This is a genomic window from Pseudomonas sp. (assembly GCF_041601375.1).
In the GTDB taxonomy this organism is placed as follows: domain Bacteria; phylum Pseudomonadota; class Gammaproteobacteria; order Pseudomonadales; family Pseudomonadaceae; genus Aquipseudomonas.
In genome coordinates this window covers 1-16,778 of the sequence record NZ_JBFIIG010000090.1, presented here as the reverse complement: position 1 = coordinate 16,778, position 16,778 = coordinate 1, and the positions used below count along the sequence as shown (strand labels likewise).

18 protein-coding genes are annotated in these 16,778 nt (G+C 64.7%); 7 read left to right on the top strand and 11 right to left on the bottom strand.

Translation table 11 applies throughout. The features are described 5' to 3' along the window. Nucleotides 1-2: 2 nt before the first annotated feature. A complete protein-coding gene (locus tag ABZE94_RS13010; RefSeq protein ID WP_372875932.1) occupies nt 3-443 on the bottom strand; it encodes a hypothetical protein in 441 nt (146 codons plus the stop codon). On the opposite strand from ABZE94_RS13010, the gene trmL reads away from it, so the two are divergent. After that, nucleotides 442-906: a tRNA (uridine(34)/cytosine(34)/5-carboxymethylaminomethyluridine(34)-2'-O)-methyltransferase TrmL gene (trmL, locus tag ABZE94_RS13005; protein ID WP_372875931.1), complete on the top strand. Its 465-nt coding sequence runs from the start codon at nt 442-444 to the stop codon at nt 904-906. The genes ABZE94_RS13010 and trmL overlap by 2 nt on opposite strands. Nucleotides 907-1,014: 108 nt before the next feature. Here trmL and secB read toward each other — a convergent pair whose 3' ends face one another. Genes secB through ABZE94_RS12990 form a run of 3 tightly spaced genes read right to left on the bottom strand, consistent with a single transcriptional unit; the run spans nt 1,015 to nt 2,223 of the window. After that, entirely contained in the window at nt 1,015-1,506 is a 492-nt protein-coding gene (gene secB, locus ABZE94_RS13000; RefSeq protein ID WP_372875930.1) for a protein-export chaperone SecB, read from the bottom strand. A 47-nt stretch (nt 1,507-1,553) separates the two neighbouring features. Beyond that, entirely contained in the window at nt 1,554-1,808 is a 255-nt protein-coding gene (grxC, locus tag ABZE94_RS12995; RefSeq protein ID WP_372875929.1) for a glutaredoxin 3, read from the bottom strand. Between the two features lies 1 nt (nt 1,809). Beyond that, entirely contained in the window at nt 1,810-2,223 is a 414-nt protein-coding gene (locus ABZE94_RS12990; RefSeq protein ID WP_372875928.1) for a rhodanese-like domain-containing protein, read from the bottom strand. A 140-nt stretch (nt 2,224-2,363) separates the two neighbouring features. On the opposite strand from ABZE94_RS12990, the gene gpmI reads away from it, so the two are divergent. The 3 genes from gpmI (at nt 2,364) to ABZE94_RS12975 (ending at nt 6,918) form a co-directional block, all read left to right on the top strand. Then, complete coding sequence (gene gpmI / locus ABZE94_RS12985; protein ID WP_372875927.1) at nt 2,364-3,899, top strand: 2,3-bisphosphoglycerate-independent phosphoglycerate mutase; 1,536 nt, start codon at nt 2,364-2,366, stop codon at nt 3,897-3,899. Between the two features lie 426 nt (nt 3,900-4,325). Continuing rightward, entirely contained in the window at nt 4,326-5,576 is a 1,251-nt protein-coding gene (locus ABZE94_RS12980; RefSeq protein WP_372875926.1) for a murein hydrolase activator EnvC, read from the top strand. 34 nt (nt 5,577-5,610) lie between these two features. Continuing rightward, the gene (locus ABZE94_RS12975; protein ID WP_372875925.1) at nt 5,611-6,918 is read left to right on the top strand and encodes a S41 family peptidase; all 1,308 of its coding nucleotides are present in this window, start codon (nt 5,611-5,613) and stop codon (nt 6,916-6,918) included. 66 nt (nt 6,919-6,984) lie between these two features. Here the strand turns inward: ABZE94_RS12975 and ABZE94_RS12970 are convergent, their stop codons facing one another. From ABZE94_RS12970 to hisB, 7 genes are all read right to left on the bottom strand, one after another. After that, on the bottom strand, nt 6,985-7,743 hold the full coding sequence (locus ABZE94_RS12970; protein ID WP_372875924.1) for a substrate-binding periplasmic protein: 759 nt from the start codon (nt 7,741-7,743) through the stop codon (nt 6,985-6,987). A 75-nt stretch (nt 7,744-7,818) separates the two neighbouring features. After that, the gene (locus ABZE94_RS12965; protein ID WP_372875923.1) at nt 7,819-8,574 is read right to left on the bottom strand and encodes a substrate-binding periplasmic protein; all 756 of its coding nucleotides are present in this window, start codon (nt 8,572-8,574) and stop codon (nt 7,819-7,821) included. Between the two features lie 243 nt (nt 8,575-8,817). Continuing rightward, nucleotides 8,818-9,588: an imidazole glycerol phosphate synthase subunit HisF gene (gene hisF / locus ABZE94_RS12960; protein ID WP_372875922.1), complete on the bottom strand. Its 771-nt coding sequence runs from the start codon at nt 9,586-9,588 to the stop codon at nt 8,818-8,820. Nucleotides 9,589-9,664: 76 nt separating this feature from the next. Continuing rightward, nucleotides 9,665-10,402: a 1-(5-phosphoribosyl)-5-[(5-phosphoribosylamino)methylideneamino]imidazole-4-carboxamide isomerase gene (gene hisA / locus ABZE94_RS12955; RefSeq protein ID WP_372875921.1), complete on the bottom strand. Its 738-nt coding sequence runs from the start codon at nt 10,400-10,402 to the stop codon at nt 9,665-9,667. Nucleotides 10,403-10,439: 37 nt separating this feature from the next. Further along, nucleotides 10,440-10,700, bottom strand: a complete 261-nt coding sequence (locus tag ABZE94_RS12950; RefSeq protein ID WP_372875920.1) for a DUF2164 domain-containing protein — start codon at nt 10,698-10,700, stop codon at nt 10,440-10,442. Beyond that, nucleotides 10,701-11,339 (bottom strand): imidazole glycerol phosphate synthase subunit HisH, encoded by a 639-nt coding sequence (hisH, locus tag ABZE94_RS12945; protein ID WP_372875919.1) that lies wholly within the window; start codon nt 11,337-11,339, stop codon nt 10,701-10,703. After that, nucleotides 11,340-11,933, bottom strand: a complete 594-nt coding sequence (gene hisB / locus ABZE94_RS12940) for an imidazoleglycerol-phosphate dehydratase HisB (protein WP_289635637.1) — start codon at nt 11,931-11,933, stop codon at nt 11,340-11,342. A gap of 257 nt (nt 11,934-12,190) precedes the next feature. On the opposite strand from hisB, the gene ABZE94_RS12935 reads away from it, so the two are divergent. From ABZE94_RS12935 to mutY, 3 genes are all read left to right on the top strand, one after another. Then, nucleotides 12,191-13,297: an NAD(P)/FAD-dependent oxidoreductase gene (locus tag ABZE94_RS12935; RefSeq protein WP_372875918.1), complete on the top strand. Its 1,107-nt coding sequence runs from the start codon at nt 12,191-12,193 to the stop codon at nt 13,295-13,297. A gap of 112 nt (nt 13,298-13,409) precedes the next feature. Continuing rightward, nucleotides 13,410-15,641 (top strand): AsmA family protein, encoded by a 2,232-nt coding sequence (locus ABZE94_RS12930; protein WP_372875917.1) that lies wholly within the window; start codon nt 13,410-13,412, stop codon nt 15,639-15,641. Beyond that, nucleotides 15,638-16,717, top strand: a complete 1,080-nt coding sequence (gene mutY / locus ABZE94_RS12925; RefSeq protein WP_372875916.1) for an A/G-specific adenine glycosylase — start codon at nt 15,638-15,640, stop codon at nt 16,715-16,717. Before ABZE94_RS12930 ends, mutY begins: the two co-directional genes overlap by 4 nt. Nucleotides 16,718-16,778 lie beyond the last annotated feature (61 nt).

The window sequence follows — 16,778 nt, the reverse complement described above, 5'->3', positions numbered from 1 at the left end:
TTTTATTCGTACGCCAGGCTGATCGTCAGCCGCCAGCGCCCGTCCAGCTCCTCGGCATGCCACTCGCCGCGCAGCGGACGGGCCGCCAGCACCCGCAGCAGCAAGTCCCGCCCCTCGCGTCGCAGCCGCCAATTGACCACCTTGCCCTGCAGGCGCAACTGCCCCTGCTGCTCGCGCCCCAGACTCTCGACCCGCAGGAAAAACACCCCGCCGATGTGGTCGGCACGCGCCCTCGGCTCGACGTTGAACCACAGCTGCAGCCCCTGCTCCACCACCTCGACACTGGCCAGCCGCAAAGGGTCGGGCTGCAGCATACGGCCGATCATCAGGCCGATCAGAAAACCGAATAAGGCCAGGGAGCCGATCACCCGCGCCCAGGGACGCGGTCGCGGGCCCGGATCAGGAGTAGAATGCCGAGCGTCTTCAGGCTTGGAGCCGAGCATGTTTCACGTGATCCTTTTTCAACCGGAAATTCCGCCGAATACCGGCAACATTATCAGGCTCTGCGCCAACAGCGGCTGCCACCTGCACCTGATCGAGCCACTGGGCTTCGAGCTGGACGACAAGCGCCTGCGCCGCGCCGGCCTCGACTATCACGAATACGCCACCCTGCAGCGCCATGCGGACCTCCCCGGCTGCCTGCAGAGCCTCGGCCAGCCGCGGGTCTTCGCCTTCACCACCAAAGGCACCCAGTTCTATCACCAGGTGCGCTACCAGCCCGGCGACGCCTTCCTGTTCGGCCCGGAAAGCCGCGGCCTGCCCCAGGACATCCGCGACGGCCTGCCGGCCGAGCAGTGCCTGCGCCTGCCGATGCGCGAAGGCTGTCGCAGCCTGAACCTGTCCAATACCGTGGCGGTGGCGGTCTACGAGGCTTGGCGCCAGCAGGATTTCGCCGCAGCGCAATAAAAAACTGCAGCGCTATCCGAGTAGGGTGCGCCGTGCGCACCACCGCCTCGGCAGCCTGCCACGCACAAAAAAGCGCCCCTAAGGGCGCTTTTTATCTGCGGCAACGGCTCAATGGGCCGGAGCGGCCTCGCCAGCCTGCTGCTGAATGCGCTGCAGTTCTTGCGCGTAGAGCGCGTCGAAGTTCACCGGCGCCAGCATCAGGGCCGGGAAAGAGCCGCGCACCACCAGGCTGTCCAGGGTTTCGCGCGCATAGGGGAACAGGATGTTCGGGCAGAACGCGCCCAGGGTGTGGCTCATGGACGCGGCGTCCAGGCCCTTGACCAGGAAGATCCCGGCTTGCTGAACTTCGGCGATGAAGGCGGTTTCTTCGCCATTCTTCACGGTGACCGAAAGGGTCAGCACCACTTCATGGAAGTCGCCATCGAGCGGCTTCTGCCGGGTGTTCAGGTCCAGGGCAACGCTCGGGGTCCATTCCTGACGGAAGATTTCCGGGCTCTTCGGCGCCTCGAAGGACAGGTCGCGGACATAGATGCGCTGCAGGGAAAACTGCGGATTCTGTTCGCCCTGGGCGGCGCCGCCGTTGCTAGCTTGTTCAGTCATGGCAAAGCCTTCTTGTCGTGGGTACTGAGTTGAAAAGGAGGAGAGTACTAAGCCTCGAGCAGCGCATCCAGCTTACCCGCGCGCTCCAAGTCATACAGATCGTCGCAACCACCAACATGATTGCCGCCGATCCAGATCTGCGGTACCGAGGTCTGCCGCGCCTTGCGGGTCATCTCCGCGCGCACCTCGGGCTGGCCGTCGACCTTGATTTCATCGAAGCTCACGCCCTTACGGGCCAGTAACTGCTTGGCGCGCATGCAGTAGGGGCACCAATCGCTGGAATAAATGACGACGGCGGACATATCACTTCACCAATGGCAGGTTGTCGCCGCGCCAGCTGGCAATCCCGCCAGACAGCTTGGCGGCATTGAAACCGGCTTTTTTCAGGTCGCGACTGACCGTACCGGCATGCTGGCCCATGGCATCGACCACGATCAGGGTCTTGTCTTTGTACTTTTCCAGCTCGGCGATGCGGCTGGCGACTTTTTCATAGGGGATATGCAGGGCGCCGACGATATGGCCGGCAGAGAAATCCTTCTGCCCGCGCACATCCAGTACCAGGCCTTGCTCCTGGTTGATCAAGGCGGTCAGCTGGCGGCTGCTCAGGCTTTGCCCGCCTTTGCGCAGTTCCGTGAAGATCAGCAGCGCCAGCAGGACAACGAACAATCCGCCCAATACATAGTGGGTAGAGGCAAATTCAATCAGATTGGCAAGCATGAGGTGGTTCCGGGGACGGTAAAATCCCGGCAGTATACACAGCCCCACAGGTCGGCCACACCCCGCCCAGCGGTGACGGATCCGACACCAGGCCTTAAAATGTCCGGCCTTTCGCCCTTCATGCACAGCGAGCCAGATTAATGAGCGCCACGCCCAAACCTTTGGTCCTGATCATTCTCGACGGCTTCGGTCACAGTGACAGCACCGAATACAACGCCATCCATGCCGCCAACACGCCGGTCTACGACCAGCTGCGCGCCAACCAGCCGCACAGCCTGATCTCAGGCTCAGGCATGGACGTCGGCCTACCGGACGGCCAGATGGGCAATTCAGAGGTCGGCCACATGAACCTCGGCGCCGGCCGCGTGGTGTATCAGGACTTCACCCGGGTGACCAAGGCCATCCGCGACGGCGAGTTTTTCGACAACCCGGCGATCACCGGTGCGGTGGATCGGGCGGTGAACGCCGGCAAGGCCGTGCACATCCTCGGCCTGCTGTCCGACGGCGGCGTGCACAGCCATCAGGACCACCTGGTCGCCATGGCCGAACTGGCCGCCCAACGCGGCGCCGATAAAATTTATCTGCACGCCTTCCTCGACGGTCGCGACACCCCGCCGAAAAGCGCCCAGGCCTTCATCGAACGGCTCGACAGCACCTTCGCCAGGCTCGGCAAGGGCCGTATCGCCAGCCTGATTGGCCGCTACTTCGCCATGGACCGCGACAACCGCTGGGACCGCGTCGAGCAGGCCTACAACCTGATCGTCAACGGCCAGGGCCAGTTCAACGCCAGCAATGCCTTCGAAGGCCTGCAGGCCGCCTATGCCCGCGGCGAGAACGACGAGTTCGTCAAAGCCACCACCCTCGGCGAGCCGGTCCGGGTCGAAGACGGCGACGCCGTGGTGTTCATGAACTTCCGCGCCGACCGCGCCCGCGAACTGACCCGCGCCTTCGTCGAGCCCGATTTCCAGGAGTTCCCGCGCGCGCGCCTGCCGCAAATGGCCGGCTTCGTCATGCTCACCCAGTACGCCGCGAGCATTCCGGCGCCCAGCGCCTTCGCCCCGGCCAGCCTGACCAATGTGCTCGGCGAATACCTGGCGAAGAACGGCAAGACCCAGCTGCGTATCGCCGAGACCGAGAAGTACGCCCACGTCACCTTCTTCTTCTCCGGCGGGCGCGAAGAACCGTTCGAAGGTGAGGAGCGCATCCTGATTCCGTCGCCGAATGTCGCCACCTACGACCTGCAGCCCGAGATGAGCGCAGCGGAGGTCACCGACCGGATCGTCGAGGCCATCGAGCAGCAGCGTTACGACGTGATCGTCGTCAATTACGCCAACGGCGACATGGTCGGCCATACCGGCGTGTTCGACGCCGCGGTCAAGGCCGTGGAGTTCCTGGACAGCTGTGTCGGCCGCATCGTCGCGGCGCTGGACAAGGTCGGCGGCGAGGCCCTGCTCACCGCCGACCACGGCAACGTTGAGCAAATGGAGGATGCCTGCACCGGCCAGGTGCACACCGCCCACACCTGCGAGCCGGTGCCCTTCATCTACATCGGCAAGCGCCCGCTGAGCATGCGCGAAGGCGGCGTGCTGGCCGATGTGGCGCCGACCATGCTGACCCTGATGGGCCTGCCGATCCCAGAGGAAATGACCGGCACCAGCATCATTCAGCTGAAGTAGTGTCACGACAACGTTGAAATGTCGGTCAATCGCGGTCTTACCCATATACCGCGATCCCCTGTAGGGTGGGTTAGGCGCACGCTGCCGATAGCGATGAACCCGCAAGATCCGTTGCGCCGTAACCCACCATTGGCGCAACGCAGGCATATCGCCTGGTGGGTTACGCGGCGCGCCACGATGGCGGTGCCTGATCCGCGCCGCTAACCTGCGCGGCCCGACCTAGGCGGCCTCACCCACCCTACAGTGATCCGCCATTTCAGGATTGACACGACACTGGCCTGCGTAGGTTGGGCGGAGCTCCGCGAGGCCCAACAACCCGGCAACCCCGGGACTGCCGGCAGCGCCGAGCGGTCAACGCATCTTGCAGCCTGCCGCTGGATTTTTAGGCATACTAGGCCCGTCTCCCGCCCAGGTGTCGCCAGTACCATGTTTCGCCTCCTTGCCCTGATTTTCCTCGCCTGCTTGCTGACTCCGGCCTTTGCCGACGAGAAAGCCGCCACCCAGAAACAGCTGGAAGCCGCGCGCAGCGACGTGGCCGAGCTGAAAAAGCTGCTGGAGAAGTTGCAGCAGGACAAATCCGGAGTGCAGAAAGACCTGCGCAAGACCGAAACCGAAATGGGCGAACTGGAAAAGCAGGTCAAGGAGCTGCAGAAAAACCTGAAAGACGGCGAAGAGGAAATCCAGCGCCTCGACCAGGAGAAAAAAAAACTCAATGACGCGCGCCTCGAGCAACAACGACTGATCGGCATTCAAGCCCGCGCCGCCTACCAGAGCGGCCGCCAGGAATACCTGAAGCTGCTGCTTAACCAGCAGAATCCGGAAAAATTCTCGCGCACCCTGACCTATTACGACTACCTCAGCGAAGCGCGCATGGAGCAGTTGGCCACCTTCAACGAAACCTTGCGTCAGCTGGCCAACGTCGAACAGGACATCGTCAACCAGCAGAACCAGCTGCTGGAACACAAGAGCGCCCTGGACACGCGCGTCGAGCAACTCGCCCAGGCCCGCAAGGAACGCCAGCTGGCCCTGGCCAAACTGAACCAGGAATATTCCGCCCGCGACCGCAAGCTCAAGGCCCGCCAGCAGGAGCAGGCACAACTGGCCAGGGTCCTGAAGACTATCGAAGCGACCCTGGCCCGCCAAGCGCGCGAAGCCGAACAGGCACGGCAACAGGCTTTGATCGCCGCACGCGAGCAACAGCGCAGCAGCACCGCAGCCGCCAGCAAGCCTGGCAGCGGCCCACTGGTCAGCTCTGGCAGCACCTATGGCGGGCCTTTCGCCCAGGCCCGCGGCAAATTGCCCTGGCCGGTCGATGGCCGCCTGGTCGCCCGCTACGGCACCCCGCGCGGCACTGACGCGCGGACCAAATGGGATGGCGTACTGATCGGCGCCAGCGCCGGCAGCCAGGTCCGCGCCGTGCATGGCGGCCGCGTGGTGTTCGCCGACTGGTTGCGCGGCGCCGGGCTTCTGGTCATTCTCGATCATGGCAATGGCTACCTGAGCCTGTATGGACACAACCAGAGCCTGCTCAGGGACGCCGGCGACGTAGTCAACGCCGGCGAACCCATCGCCACAGTGGGCACCAGCGGCGGGCAAGACACTCCCGCGCTGTATTTCGCGATCCGCCAGCAGGGCCGCCCCAGCGACCCTGCGCAATGGTGCCGCACGCAAGGATAAGCGCTGCGCTCACCTCTCTAGGAGTTAGTTCGACATGCCGCATCTGTCTCGCCTCACCTCTCTGGCCCTGGCTATCGCACTGCTCGGCGGCCCTCACCTGCTGCAGGCCGCCGAAGCGCTGCCGGCGGCGACCATCGCGACTGACAAGGCGCCGCTGCCGCTGGACGAGCTGCGCACCTTCGCCGAGGTGCTGGATCGCATCAAGGCGGCCTATGTCGAACCGATCGACGACAAGACCCTGCTGGAAAATGCGATCAAGGGCATGCTCAGCAATCTCGACCCCCACTCCGCCTACCTCGACCCGCAAACCTTCCGCGAGCTGCAGGAAAGCACCAGCGGCGAGTTCGGCGGCCTGGGCATCGAAGTCGGCATGGAAGACGGCTTCGTCAAGGTGGTCTCGCCGATCGACGACACCCCGGCCTCGAAAGCCGGGATCCTGCCGGGCGACCTGATCGTCAGGATCGACGGCCAGCCGACCAAGGGCCTGTCGATGCTGGAAGCTATCGACAAGATGCGCGGCGAAGCCGGCAGCAAGATCCGCCTGACCCTGGTGCGCGAGGGCGGCAAGCCCTTCGACGTCGAACTGACCCGCGCAGTGATCAAGGTCAAGAGCGTCAAGAGCCAACTGCTCGAGGACGGCTACGGCTATGTGCGCATCACCCAGTTCCAGTTCAATACCGGCGAGGAAGTCGGCAAGGCCCTGAACAAGCTGCGCAAGGACAACGGCAAGCGGCTGCACGGCCTGGTCCTGGATCTGCGCAACAACCCCGGCGGCGTGCTCCAGGCCGCGGTCGAGGTATCCGACCATTTCCTCAAGAAAGGCCTGATCGTCTACACCGAAGGACGCATCGCCAACTCCGAGCTGCGCTTCTCCGCCGACCCGATCGACGCCAGCGAAGGCGTGCCGTTGGTGGTGCTGATCAATGGCGGCAGCGCCTCGGCCTCGGAAATCGTCGCCGGCGCCCTGCAAGACCACAAACGCGGCGTGCTGATGGGCACCGACAGCTTCGGCAAGGGCTCGGTGCAAACGGTGCTGCCGCTGAACAACAACAGCGCCCTGAAGCTCACCACCGCCCTGTACTACACCCCCAATGGCCGTTCGATCCAGGCCCAGGGCATAGTGCCGGACATCGAAGTGGCGCGCGCCAAACTGACCCGCGAACAGGGTGAGGCCAACATCAAGGAAGCCGACCTGCAAGGCCACCTGGGCAACGGCAACGGCGGCGCGGACAAACCGAGCCGGGGCCAAGCCAGCAAGCCGGCGCGCCCACAGGATGACGACTACCAGCTGAGCCAGGCGCTCAACCTGCTCAAGGGGCTGAGCATCACCCGCGGCGATTGAACCCATCCCAAGCAAAAAGCCCGACCTTGATCACTCAAGGCCGGGCTTTTTAACGCCGGTTAACGACTACAGATAGCTGTTGGTCATCTCCTCGACGAAACCTTCGCTGCGCAGCTCGTCCAGCGCCTTCTGCAAGCGCTGCACCACCTCATCCGGGGTGTCCTTGTTCAGCGCCAGGTAGAGCTCAGCCTCATTGAAGCGCAGCACGGTGGTCAGACCGCCGACGCCTTCCTGCTTGGCCAGGTAGCGCCCGACCGGGTCGGTGGTGGCCCACAGGTCGATCTGTCCCTTGATCAGCTTTTGCACGTTCTGCTGGTCGCGCAGCGCGTTGATCGGCTGCAGCCCCTGGCTTTCCAGATGCTGGCTGACCGCATCGTTCTTGTAGGCGCCGACCTTGTACTGCCCGGACTCTTGCAAGCTCGCCACACTGAGGTTGCTGCCTGGCGCGGCAAGCAGCACCCAGCCGGTGTTGGCAATAGGTCCCACCCACTTGAACAGCGGCTGGCGCTCCGGGGTAAAGGTGGTGGAGAACAGCCCGTAATTGGGCTTGTCCAAGGTCAGCCGGTACAGCCGGTCCCAGGGGAAACGCAGACTCAGGCTGTAGTCGATCTTGGCGCGCTTGAACATCGCCCGGACGATCTCGGCGCTGATGCCGTCGATGCCGTCGTCACGGGCGAAGTTCTTGTCGTCGACCGCCATATTGAACGGCGGGAAGTTCTCGGTCAGCAGTACCACCTTGTAGCCATAGGGCAACTCGGCATGGGCCGCGCAGACGCTGAAGAGAAGGCCGAACAACAGACTGCTTTTTATAATTTTCTTCAACATTAGTCTTCCCGCTCGCAAGTGTGGAGATTGTGGCTAGCGGCAGCCCGGCTCGTGGCCAAGTTGCTGAGTCCTGTTTTACAGATAACTGTTGCGGATGTCGTCAACCAATCCTTCTGCGCGCATCCGGTCCAGTTCAGACTGCAGCTTCTGTACCACCTCGTCGGGAACCCCCTTGTTGAGCGCCAGGTACAACTCGGCGCTGTCGAAACGCAGGATCGTTTTCAATCCGGAGACACCCGCCTGTTTCGCCAGGTAACGTCCGGCGGGGTCGCCGGTAGCCCAGAGGTCGATCTGCCCGGCCATGAGTTTCTTGGCGTTCAGTTGGTCGCGCAAGGCGGTAATCGGCTGCAGGCCCTGCTGCTGCAGATGGTCGGCGATCGCATCGCCCTTGTAGGCGCCGACCTTGTACCGCCCGGCATCCTTCAGGCTGTCCAGCGTGATAGTGCTGTCGCTGCGCCCGAGCAATACCCAATCGTCCGGACCGATCGGCCCGACCCACTTGAACAGCGCTTCCCGCTCGGGTAGACGCGCGGTGACGAACACGCCGTAACCCGGCTTCTCCAGCGCCAGCCTGTAGATACGCTCCCAGGGGAAACGCAGGGTCATGCTGTAGTCGATTCCGGCGCGCTTGAACATCTCGCGCAGGATATCCACGGCGATGCCGTGCAGATTGTCTTCCCGGGCGAAGTTCTTGCCGTTGCTCGCCATGTTGTAGGGCGGGAAGTTCTCGGTGAGCAGAACCACGCGATAGTCCGGCGCCAATTCGGCGTGAGCGCTAGCACTCAGCCCGAATACGACGCCGGCCAGCGCAAACAGCAGGCGTTTGTACATGTGCATACTCTTTATTTGGTGAGGGCAGGACAATTTCGCGGGAGGCAGGACAGCGCAGCATACTCAGCCCGTTCATCTGCGCCCAGTCGCACCATGGGGAATGCCCCGGCCTGTCCGCTGGCAGACAGGCCATGACGCATTTATGCATGTGTCCTGCAGCGCCTCGGCAGACGCCAGCCGACACACTAACGCAGCGTGCCGGCGAATGCTGCCGACTCGCTCCCAGCTTCGCTCGGCAGCCTCTCAGCGCACCACGATGCCGCGACTGGCCAGATAGGCCTTGGCTTCGGGCACGGTGTATTCGCCGAAGTGGAAGATGCTCGCGGCCAGTACCGCATCGGCCTTGCCCTCGAGAATGCCTGCGGCCAGGTGTTCGAGGTTGCCGACGCCACCGGAGGCGATCACCGGGATGCCGACCAGCTCGCTGATGGCACGGGTGACGCCGAGGTCGTAGCCGCGCTTCACCCCGTCCTGATCCATGCTGGTGAGGAGAATCTCGCCGGCGCCGAGGTCTTCCATCTTCTTCGCCCAGAGCACGGCATCCAGACCGGTCGGCTTGCGCCCACCGTGGGTGAAGATTTCCCAGCGCGGGGTTTCGCCGGGCAACGAAACGCACTTGGCGTCGATGGCGACGACGATGCACTGCGAACCGAAGCGCGCAGCCGCCTCGCCGACGAACTCGGGGGTGAAGACCGCCGCGGTGTTGATCGAGACCTTGTCCGCGCCGGCATTGAGCAGGTTGCGGATGTCCTGCACGCTGCGCACGCCGCCGCCCACGGTCAGCGGAATGAACACCTGGCTGGCCATGCGCTCGACCGTATGCAGGGTGGTGTCGCGACCGTCGACGCTGGCGGTGATGTCGAGGAAGGTGATCTCGTCGGCGCCCTGCTCGTCGTAACGGCGGGCGACCTCCACCGGGTCGCCGGCATCGCGGATATTCTCGAACTGGACGCCCTTGACCACGCGGCCGTTGTCCACGTCGAGGCAGGGGATGATGCGTTTTGCCAGTGCCATAGCGGTGTTCCCGTAGGGTGGGTGCGACCCACCGATAAACAATGCGTCGAGCGTGGCGGGTTGCACCCGCCCTACATCAGCCGTTGTAGGTGTCGCACAGCGCCTGCGCTTCGGCCACATCCAGGGTGCCTTCATAGATCGCCCGGCCGGTGATGGCGCCGATGATGCCTGGCGAGCGCGCCAGCAGCAGCTTCTCGATATCGCCGAGGTTGTGGATACCGCCCGAGGCGATCACCGGAATCCGGCTGGCGGCGGCCAGGGCCGCGGTGGCCTCGACGTTACAGCCCTGCATCATGCCATCCTTGGCGATATCGGTATAAACGATGGCCGACACCCCATCGGCCTCGAAGCGCCTGGCCAGGTCGGTGGCCTGCACCGTGGACACCTCGGCCCAACCATCGGTGGCGACGAAACCGTCCTTGGCATCCAGGCCGACGATGACCTTGCCCGGGAAGGCCTTGCAGGCGTCGGTGACGAATTGCGGATCTTTCACCGCCTTGGTGCCGATGATCACGTAGCTGACGCCGGCGCGCACGTAGTGCTCGATGGTTTCCAGCGAACGGATGCCACCGCCGATCTGGATCGGCAGGTGCGGATAGCGCCGGGCGATGGCGGTGACCACCTCGCCGTTGACCGGCTGGCCTTCGAAGGCACCATTCAGGTCGACCAGGTGCAGGCGGCGGCAGCCGCCGTCCACCCACTTGGCGGCCATGCTCACCGGGTCGTCGGAGAACACCGTGGAATCTTCCATACGGCCCTGGCGCAGGCGCACGCAGGCGCCGTCTTTCAGATCGATAGCGGGAATAATCAGCATCGGTTGAACCTGTTCAAGTCGTTGGATTCGGTGAGGATCAGCTCTTCTCGAGCGCCCAGAGGTCGCTTTCGATGCTCTCGAACCTGTCCTTGAGGACGGTCTGCACATCGAAAATCGCCCGGTTGTAATAGTGCGGCGCAATTTCGCGGGTAAACAGCTCGAGGATCTCCGCGACCTCGAACGAACCCAGTTGCAGCTCGAAGCGCTCCTCCATGAAACGCTTGAGGGCACTGGTCGCCTCACGCTCCTGCTCCGGCGTCAGGCTGAGGATCGGCGGCTTGTGTTTGGCCTTGCTCATCTACCAGCGCCCATCCCAGGCGGCGAAGTTCTGCAGCAGTTGCAGGCCATGGGTATGGCTTTTCTCCGGGTGGAACTGCACGGCGAAGCGCGAGCCCTCGGCCAGCGCCGCGGCGAAGTCCTTGCCGTAATGACCGCGACCGACCACCTGCTGCGGCTTGCCGGCCTCGACGTAATAACTGTGCACGAAGTAGAAGCGTGCCAGGTCCGGAATGTCGTGCCACAGCGGGTGCCTGACCGCCTGACTCACCTCGTTCCAGCCCATGTGCGGCACCTTCAGCTTTTCACCATCCTCGACCATATTCTTGCCGAAGAAGCGCACCTGACCGGGGAACAGGCCGATGCAATCGACCCCGTCATTCTCTTCGCTGCGTTCGAGCAATGCCTGCATGCCGACGCAGATGCCGAGAAACGGCCGATCGACGCTGACTTCACGCACCAGCTCGTCGAAGCCCAGGCGCTTGATCTCGGCCATGCAGTCGCGGATCGCACCGACCCCGGGAAACACCACGCGATCGGCTTCGCGGATCACCTGGGCATCGCTGGTCACCAGCACCCGGCCGGCACCGACGTGCTCCAGCGCCTTGGCCACCGAATGCAGATTGCCCATGCCGTAATCGATGACAGCGACCGTCTGCATCTAGAGCACACCCTTGGTCGACGGCATCTGCCCAGCCATGCGCGGGTCCAGCTCGACGGCCATGCGCAGGGCGCGGCCGAAGGCCTTGAACACGGTCTCGATCTGGTGATGGGTGTTGGTGCCGCGCAGGTTGTCGATGTGCAGGCTGACCAGGGCGTGATTGACGAAGCCCTGGAAGAACTCCTGGAACAGGTCGACATCGAAGCCGCCGACCACCGCCCGAGTGAAGGGCACGTGCATCTGCAGGCCCGGACGACCGGAGAAGTCGATCACCACGCGCGACAGCGCTTCGTCCAGCGGCACATAGGCATGGCCGTAGCGGGTCATGCCCTTCTTGTCGCCGATCGCCTGGGTAAAGGCCTGGCCCAGGGTGATGCCGACGTCTTCGACGGTGTGGTGGTCGTCGATATGCAGGTCGCCCTGGCACTGGATATCCAGGTCGATCAGGCCGTGACGGGCAATCTGATCGAGCATGTGCTCGAGGAACGGCACGCCAATAGCGAACTTGGCCTTGCCCGTGCCATCCAGGTTGATCGAGACCTTGATCTGGGTCTCCAGGGTATTGCGCTCGACGGATGCCGTACGTTCGGCCATCACCAGCTCCACAGAATCGTTGTACGAAAGGGCCGTCATTATAGGCGGGCCATGGCCTGGGCGGCTACCGGCGCCGTGCGCACAGGCAGACTAATGGCGCACGGGACGACGATCCGCCCATCGCCAGCCCCAGCAATCGGGGTAGAAGCCCGGCGAGGCTTAGCCAGCCCCGCAGATCTTGCTATGCTCGACAGCCTGACGCCGACTCGCACCAAGGGCGGCAGCCAAACCCGCCAAACCCCGGCAACGAAGCCCGCATGGACAGTATCGACACCCTGATTATCGGCGCCGGCGCCCTCGGCCTGGCCTGCGCCGCACGCCTGGCCCGACCGCAGCAGAGCTGCCTGATCGTCGAGGCGGAACAGCTGATCGGCAGCCACACCTCCAGCCGCAATTCCGAGGTGATCCACGCCGGCCTCTACTACGCCCCCGGCTCGCTGAAAGCCGAACTGTGCCTGGAAGGCCGCGAGCGCCTGTATGCCTGGTGCGCCCAGCATCAGGTGGCGCACCGACGTATCGGCAAGCTGCTGGTGGCGGTCAGCACGGCCGAACGCGACAAGCTCGAGGCGCTGGCCGCCAATGCCCAGGCCTGTGGCGTGCATGACCTGCAAGCTGTCGCGCAAGCCCGCCTCGCCGAGCTGGAGCCTTCCGTGCGCGGCGTCGCGGCGCTGCTGTCGCCGAGCACCGGGATCATCGACAGCCATGCCTACCTGCAATCGCTGCTCGCCGCCGCCGAGAACCAGGGCGCCCAACTGGTCCTGCAGACCCGCGTCGAGCAACTCGAACCCGGCCCCGACGGCTGGATCGTCACGGGCCGCAGCGCCGGCGAAGCCTTCCGGCTCAAGGCGCAGCGGGTGATCAATGCCGGCGGCCTGTTCGCCCAGCAACTGGCGCAGCGCACAGCCGGCCTGGCGGCCGCACAGATCCCGACCCTGCACCTGTGCCGCGGCCGCTACTTCGGCTACAGCGGCCGCGCGCCCTTCCGGCACCTGATCTATCCGCTGCCGGAAGCCAACACCTCGGGCCTGGGCATCCACGCCACCCTCGACCTCGGCGGCCAGGTGCGCTTCGGCCCGGACACCGAGTACCTCGAGCAGATCGACTACCGGGTCGACGAACAGCTGCGCGAGCCCTTTGCCGAAGCGATCCGCCGCTATTTTCCACTCCTCGACAGCACGCGCCTGGTGCCCGGTTACAGCGGCATCCGGCCGAAACTCGCAGGCCCCGGGGAACCCGCCGCCGACTTCCTTATCCAAACCGCCAGCGATCACGGCCTGCCAGGGCTGGTCAATCTGTTCGGCATCGAGTCGCCCGGACTGACCGCCAGCCTGGCGATCGCCGAACGCGTGGCGCGAGCGCTGTGAAAGCCGCCTGCAAAATCAGCACACAACCCGAACTTTCACCGGCCTGCCTATTGCGGCGGTCGGCGCTATACTCGCCGACTCAATTCAAGTTATCCGAAACAAGGAATCGTCCATGAAAGCGCTCGGCAAAATCCTGGGTCTGTTTTTTCTCGGGCTGTTGCTGATCCTGGTGGCCCTGGGCTTTGCCCTGACCCACCTGTTCGATCCCAACGACTACAAAGACGAAATTCGCCAGCTGGCCCGCGACAAGGCCAACCTGGAACTGACCCTCAGGGGCGACATCGGCTGGAGCCTGTTCCCCTGGCTCGGCCTCGAGCTGACCGACGCCACCCTGGCCAGCGCCACCACCCCCGAGCAGCCCTTTGCCGACCTGCGCCTGCTCGGCCTGTCGGTGCGCGTGCTGCCGCTGCTGCGCCGCGAAGTGCAGATGAGCGACATCCGCGTCGACGGCCTCAACCTCAACCTGCAGCGCGACGAGAAAGGCCGCGGCAACTGGGAAGATGTCGGCCGTCCGCCACAACCCGCCGCAGCCGCGAACACAACCGCCGGCGCAACCCCTGCACCAGCCGCCGACGACCAGCCCGTGAGCACGCCGTCAGGCGCCGAGCCGATCAAGCTGGATATCGACAGCCTGATCGTCAACAGCGCGCGCATCGACTACCACGACGCGCAGAAAGGCCAGCAATTCAGCGCCGAAAGCATTCAGCTGACCACAGGGGCGATCCGCGAAGGAGCAGCCATCCCGGTCAAACTCAGCGCTTTCTTCGGCACCAATCAGCCGGTCGTGCGGGCGCGCAGCGAACTGCAAGGCGAGCTGCGCTTCAACCGTGCGCTCAAGCGCTACCAACTGGAAGACGCCAGGATTTCCGGCGAAGCCTCCGGCGAGCCCTTCGACGGACAGACCCTGACCTACTCCCTGCAAGGCCAACTGCTGGTCGACCTGGCCGCCCAGATCGCCGAATGGAACGGCCTGAAACTCTCGGCCAACCAGTTGCGAGCCCTCGGCGAAGTGAAAATCCGCGACCTGGACAGCGAGCCGAAACTGACCGGCGGCCTGTCCATCGCGCCGGTCAACCTGCGCGAATTCCTCGCCACCATCGGCCAGACTCTGCCGCCGCTGAACGATGACAAGGCCCTCGGCCAGTTCGAGCTGGTCACTCGCCTCAGCGGCAGCCCGACCAGCCTGACCATGCAAGAGCTGAAGCTGAAGCTCGACGACAGCAGCTTCAGCGGCCAGATCGGCATCGCCGACTTCGCCAAGCAGGCCCTGCGCGTGCAGCTCAAGGGCGACAGCCTGGATCTCGACCGCTACCTGCCCAAGCCCAGCAAGGACAGCCAGGAGGCCGGCGCTGCGCGCCAGGCCGAGGTCAAGGAAAGCGTCGCCAGTGCGGGCCAGAGCGGCAGCACGCCGCTGCCCAAGGCGCCCACCCAGCACGCCTGGAGCGCCGCCACGGTGCTGCCGATCGAGCGCCTGCGCAGCCTCGACCTGCAACTGGCGCTGAGCCTCGACCAGCTGACCTACCAAAAGCAGGCCATCAGCGCCTTCAACTTCAAGGCCAAGAGCCGGGCCGGGCAACTGACCCTGGACGAGATGCGCGGCAAGCTCGGCAGCGGCAATTTCGAGCTCAAGGCGACGGTCGATGTGCGCCCGGCCATCCCGCTGCTGAGCCTGCAGAACCGCCTGCAGCGGATCAGCGTAGAGCCCTTCCTCAAGAGCGATCAGCAGCCCGCGCCGGTCAAAGGCCTGCTCGACCTGCAAGCCGACCTGAGCACCAGCGGCAACAGCCAGAAAGCCTGGGTCGACGGCCTCAAGGGCACGGCCAACTTCGCCCTCCACGATGGCGTGCTGGTCGGCGCCAACCTCGAGCAACAACTCTGCCGCGGCATTGCCGCCCTCAACCGCAAGGCACTGAGCAGCGAGCCGCGCGCCAAGGACACGCCCTTCGAGACCCTGCAGGGCAGCCTGAGCTTCCTCAATGGCGTGGCCCACAACCCGGACCTCGAGGCCAGCCTCCCCGGCCTTGCTGTCGGCGGCAACGGCGACGTCGATCTGCGCGTACTCGGCCTCGACTACCGCATCGGCATCACCCTGATCGGCGACCAGCGCGAAATGCCCGACCCGGCCTGCCAGGTCAACGAGCGCTATGTCGGCATCGCCTGGCCGATCCGCTGCCGCGGCCCGCTGGAAATGGGCGGCAAAGCCTGCCGCCTGGATCAGGACGGCATGGGCAAGGTCGCCACCAAGCTGGCCGGCGACAAGCTCAACGAGAAGCTCGAGGAAAAGCTCGGCGACAAGGTCAGCCCCGAACTGAAAGACGCCCTCAAGGGCCTGTTCAACCGATGAGCCCCGAGCAGTTCTCCACGGCGGTCCTCGGCTGGTACGACCGCCACGGACGCAAGGACCTGCCCTGGCAACAGGGCATCAGCCCCTACCGGGTCTGGGTCTCGGAAATCATGCTGCAGCAGACCCAGGTCAGCACCGTGCTCGGCTACTTCGACCGCTTCATGGCCGCGCTGCCGACGGTTAAAGACCTGGCCGAAGCCGCGGAAGACGAAGTGCTGCACCTGTGGACCGGCCTCGGTTACTACACCCGCGCGCGCAACCTGCAGAAGACCGCTCAGCTCGTCATGGCCGAGCATGACGGTGCATTCCCCCGCGACGTCGAGCAACTGACCGAGCTGCCCGGCATCGGCCGCTCCACCGCCGGCGCCATCGCCAGCCTGAGCATGGGCCTGCGCGCGCCGATTCTCGACGGCAACGTCAAGCGGGTGCTGGCGCGCTACGTGGCCCAGGAGGGCTACCCCGGCGAGCCGAAAGTGGCCAAACAGCTGTGGACGGTGGCCGAGCGACTGACCCCGCAGGCACGGGTCAACCACTACACCCAGGCGATGATGGATCTGGGCGCTACCCTCTGCACCCGCAGCAAGCCCAGCTGCCTGCTCTGCCCGCTGCAAAGCGGCTGCCAGGCCCACCTGCTCGGCCTGGAGATTCGCTACCCGATCGCCAAGCCGCGCAAGACGCTGCCGCAGAGGCGCACCCTGATGCCGATCCTGACCAGCCGGGCTGGCGAGGTCCTGCTTTATCGCCGGCCCTCCAGCGGCCTCTGGGGCGGTTTATGGAGCCTGCCGGAGCTGGACGACCTGCCCAGCCTCGACCTGCTCGCCAACCGCCACGCTCTGCAACTGGGCGAGCGCCGCGAACTGGCCGGCCTGAGCCACACATTCAGCCACTTCCAGTTGGCCATTGAACCCTGGCTGATCCGCGTCGACGCCGCGCCATCGGCCGTGGCCGAGGCCGACTGGCTCTGGTATAACCTCGCCACACCGCCGCGCCTGGGCCTTGCCGCCCCGGTGAAGAAACTGCTGAAGCGCGCGGCCGACGCACTCGCGACAGAACAGAACACTGGAGAGCAGCCATGACCCGCACCGTAATGTGCCGCAAGCACAAAAAAGAACTCCCCGGCCTCGACCGCCCACCCTA